The organism is Cognatilysobacter segetis, from assembly GCF_004359965.1.
Lineage (GTDB): Bacteria > Pseudomonadota > Gammaproteobacteria > Xanthomonadales > Xanthomonadaceae > Cognatilysobacter > Cognatilysobacter segetis.
On record NZ_SMRQ01000109.1, the window covers coordinates 1 to 2345 of the forward strand.

The 2345-nt window shown below is 71.1% G+C and carries 5 protein-coding genes; 1 reads left to right on the top strand and 4 read right to left on the bottom strand.

Going from position 1 to position 2345, the window contains the following annotated elements; translation table 11 throughout:
* On the top strand, positions 1 to 309 hold a 309-nt coding region (locus tag E4F61_RS14025), incomplete at its 5' end, for an O-linked N-acetylglucosamine transferase family protein (RefSeq protein WP_484482009.1).
* Here E4F61_RS14025 and E4F61_RS14030 read toward each other — a convergent pair.
* The 4 genes from E4F61_RS14030 to E4F61_RS14045 form a co-directional block, all read right to left on the bottom strand.
* Positions 306 to 581: a PQ-loop domain-containing transporter gene (locus tag E4F61_RS14030; protein WP_133480043.1), complete on the bottom strand. Its 276-nt coding sequence runs from the start codon at positions 579 to 581 to the stop codon at positions 306 to 308. The genes E4F61_RS14025 and E4F61_RS14030 overlap by 4 nt on opposite strands.
* A gap of 72 nt (positions 582 to 653) precedes the next feature.
* Positions 654 to 923 (bottom strand): acylphosphatase, encoded by a 270-nt coding sequence (locus tag E4F61_RS14035; protein WP_133480044.1) that lies wholly within the window; start codon positions 921 to 923, stop codon positions 654 to 656.
* Positions 920 to 1468 (bottom strand): TlpA family protein disulfide reductase, encoded by a 549-nt coding sequence (locus E4F61_RS14040; protein WP_133480229.1) that lies wholly within the window; start codon positions 1466 to 1468, stop codon positions 920 to 922. Before E4F61_RS14040 ends, E4F61_RS14035 begins: the two co-directional genes overlap by 4 nt.
* Positions 1465 to 2345, bottom strand: an 881-nt coding sequence (locus tag E4F61_RS14045; protein ID WP_133480230.1) for a YihY family inner membrane protein, incomplete at its 5' end; no start/stop codon positions are given. The genes E4F61_RS14045 and E4F61_RS14040, both read right to left, overlap by 4 nt.

Here is a 2345-nt window from a genome sequence, read left to right on the forward strand (position 1 = left end):
CTCTGGGCGGGCTGCCCCGTACTGACGCGGCCGGGCGAGACGTTCGCGTCGCGCGTCGCGGCCAGCCTCGTCACCGCGCTGGGAATCGACGACCTGCGCGTGGCCGACGATGCCGCGTTCGTGCGGCGCGCCATCGAGCTCGGGCGGGACCCGGGCGCGCTCGCCGCGGTCCGGGCGCGCGTAGCGGCGGCGCGCGCGAGGTCGCCGCTGTTCGACATGGACGGGTTCGCCGCGTCGCTGGCCGCCGTGGCTGTACAGATGGCGCAGCGGTGGCGCGAGGGCGCTCCGCCGGCGGGTCTCGACGCCTAGCCCTCGCGCTCGGCGATGCGTTTGTTCCGCTTGTAGATCAGCTGGCCCACGATCGCGGTGATCAGCAGCACGCTGTTCGTGAACACGAACACGCCGTTGCCCACGCGCCAGCTGTAGATCGTGAAGCCGATGCTCGCGCAGAGCTGGCCGATGAACAGCCAGCGCGACACGCCGTCGGTGGTGCGCTCGCGCCACTGCGTGTAGACCTGTCGTGCGAGCGTGGCGATGAGGATGGCGGACGCGCCCCAGCCGATCGCGTCGGTGAATGTCATGCGCCTGGGGTGTCGGTCGTCGGCATGTCGCGAGCCTCGCGGTCGTGCCGTCGGCATGCGGTGAAGCGCGGCTCAGCCGGTGCTGAATTCCGCCGGCGCGTGGCTCGCGGCGAAGTCCGTGCGCGACACCGCGTCCACGCGTGCCAGCGGCGGCCCGTGCGCCAGCCAGCGCGCGAACGCGTCGATCGCGTGGCCGTCGCCGTGCGCTTCGATTTCGACGCGGCCGTCGGCGAGGTTGCGCGCATGGCCGGTCAGTCCCAGGGCCTGCGCCTCGCGTCGCGCGTGCGCGCGGAACGCGACGCCCTGCACGCGGCCCGAAACGAGGAAACGCGCGGCGGTCATCCCGCGGCCGTCGTTCCGTGCGCCGCGATCGCCTGCTCGATCGCGGCGATCGTCACCGGCCCCAGCAGCGTCTTCGCGACGCGCCCATCGGGCGCGATGATCACCGTCATCGGCAACCCGCGCGGCGTCTCGAAATCCGCCGGCGGATCCATCGTGTCGATGATCGCGATCGGGTAAGCCAGCTTGTGCGTGGCGAGGAAATCCCGCATCGCCTTCGGCTCGATGTCCTCGTAGGCGAGGCCGATCACATCGATGTCGTCGCGCGCGGCGAGCGTGGACAGCAACGGCATTTCCTCTAGGCACGGCCCGCACCAGGTCGCCCAGAAGTTGACCACCACCCAACGCCCGCGGTGCTGCGCGAGGTCGTAGGCGCCGCCGTCGACGAGCTTCACCTGCAGCCGCGGATGCTGGCGGTCGACCGCCGCCTTGGCGGGCGCGGGCGCGGTCGTCACGGGCGCCGATGCGGCGGTCGGCGCGGTCGCACGGTCGCCGCAGGCGGCGAGTGCGAACGACAGGACGGACAGCGTCGCGACGCGACGGATCATGCGGAACCTCCGGATTGCCACAACGAGTTGACGCGACGCTTGAGCAGGTCGCGCAGGGGAATGCGCAGGTCGTCGATCGCGCGCGTGATCGGCACGCCGAAGGCGTCGTCCCGGCACGGCAGGTGCGCCTCGGCGATCGGGATGCGCAGGTGGCAGGCCTCGTACAGCTCGGCGAGGGTGAGCTCGTCGAGGTCGCGCGCGAGCAGCCATTCGCCGTCCTCCGCCCGCCGCACCACGTTGATCACGCACAGTTGCGCCAGCATCTGCTGCACCAGCGCGTCGGTCAGCATCGGCTCGTTGCGCAGGATGTCGTCGGCATGCAGCCCCTTGCCGGAATGGCGCGCCTCGTCGAAGCGGGCGAGCAGGCGCAGCAGGCCGTACATCTCGTAGCCGTTGGGCAGTCGCTGGCTCACCGGCTGGTACCGGAAGGCCGAGAGCGAGGCGGCGAACGACGCGCCGAGCAGGATCGCCAGCCAGCCGACGTAGATCCACAGCATGAAGATCGGAATGATCGCCAGCTGCTGGTAGATGCGCGCATAGCTGTTGAAGCTGCCGAGGTAGACGCCCATGCCCCATTTCGCGGCCTCGAAGCCGAACGTGGCGAGCAGCGCGCCCGACACGGCATGCCGCCACTTGACCGTGCGGTGCGGCACGACGCGGTAGATCGTCGCGAAGGCGGCCACCTCGATCATGATCGGCGCGAGCTGCAGCATCGCCGACTCGACAACGTGCCCGGCGCGCGTCGCGAACAGTGCCAGTGCGAAGAACCGCGCCGACAGGGCCAGGCTCGCCGCGGCCAGCACCGCGCCGAGCGTCAGCACGGTCCAGTACACGAGGAAGCGCCCGAGCTTCGGGCGCGCGGCTTTCACCCGCCAGA

Bases quoted from the DNA above. Each gene is read 5' to 3' on its own strand.
- E4F61_RS14030 (WP_133480043.1), bottom strand. From the start codon at position 581: ATGACATTCACCGACGCGATCGGCTGGGGCGCGTCCGCCATCCTCATC.
- E4F61_RS14035 (WP_133480044.1), bottom strand. From the start codon at position 923: ATGACCGCCGCGCGTTTCCTCGTTTCGGGCCGCGTGCAGGGCGTCGCG.
- E4F61_RS14040 (WP_133480229.1), bottom strand. From the start codon at position 1,468: ATGATCCGTCGCGTCGCGACGCTGTCCGTCCTGTCGTTCGCACTCGCC.